Origin of the sequence: Escherichia sp. WS1450, from assembly GCF_046487395.1 — a bacterium.
GTDB classification, from domain to species: domain Bacteria; phylum Pseudomonadota; class Gammaproteobacteria; order Enterobacterales; family Enterobacteriaceae; genus Escherichia; species Escherichia coli.
Window position 1 is genome coordinate 1 of record NZ_JBJQJO010000122.1, and the last position, 1,070, is coordinate 1,070.

The window sequence follows — 1,070 nt, forward strand, 5'->3', positions numbered from 1 at the left end:
GCTGAATTTACAATCCAAGTGCAACAAAAAAAGAAGTACTCATCAACTAGAATATAATTTTGTTTCCACACAAAAACCATTTCCAAATGATGAGTACTTCCTACCGACATCTTACAATAAACGAGCGAGAAAAGATAATGATTTTACTCGCACAGGGCAAAAAACAAGCAGAAATTGCCAAAGCACTGGGACGTAGCTCCAGCACCATTTCTCGCGAGCTGAAACGACACGCTCTAGAAAGCTACAGTGCAACGAACGCACAAAACAGCTATTTGAAGCATCGTCAAAATAGCAAAGCACAGCGCAAATTAGAGCAGCCTGAATATTTCAATTTGGTGCAAGAAAAGTTTCTGACAGAAAACTGGTCGCCCGAACAAATCAGCGCACGATTAAAATTGGAAAAATCTGAATTATCCATTAGTTATTCAACCATTTATCGTGGTATTTATTCAGGGTTGTTTGATATAGGCGAACGCAAAGCCAGTCGCAAACTGCGCCACAAAGGCAAAACACGGCATACAAAAAATCATCATGAAAAACGTGGCAAAATTCAGATATCCAACCATTTGAACGACCGTCCCATTTCGGCGCAAAATCGCAGTCGCTTTGGACATTGGGAAGCCGATACCGTACTGGGTAAAGCGGGTGGAGCTTGTTTGCTGACGCTGACGGAACGCAAAAGTCGTTTTGAGTTGGTGAAGAAAATTCCTGCCAAAAAAGCCGAAGCAGTCCAAAAAGCCATGATTGAATTGCTGGATTCACATATATTGCGGTCAATTACGCCAGACCGTGGTAAAGAATTTGCCCAACATCGTTTGGTAACAGAAGCACTGGGTGTAGAATTTTACTTCCCCGAGCCGCATCAACCGTGGACACGGGGAACGAATGAAAATACAAATGGGTTACTTCGTGAATACTTTCCGAAGCACCAAGACATCAATCAGTGGAGCGAAGTTGATATTCAACAGGTGATCAATAAACTGAATTTACGACCACGTAAATGTTTAGGTTGGAAAACACCTTATGAAGTTTACTTCAAAAAATCGTTGCACTTGGTTTGACAATTCAAG

Annotated in this window: 1 protein-coding gene; it reads left to right on the forward strand. The window is 41.6% G+C overall.

The genetic code is table 11. From position 1 onward, the window contains the following. Positions 1–86 precede the first annotated feature (86 nt). A complete protein-coding gene (locus ACJHYR_RS27825; RefSeq protein WP_012478345.1) occupies positions 87–1,061 on the forward strand; it encodes an IS30-like element ISApl1 family transposase in 975 nt (324 codons plus the stop codon). Positions 1,062–1,070: the final 9 nt, after the last annotated feature.

What these genes read in the sequence shown, in the direction of transcription:
- ACJHYR_RS27825 (WP_012478345.1), top strand. Translation starts at nt 87, where the DNA reads ATGATGAGTACTTCCTACCGACATCTTACAATAAACGAGCGAGAAAAG.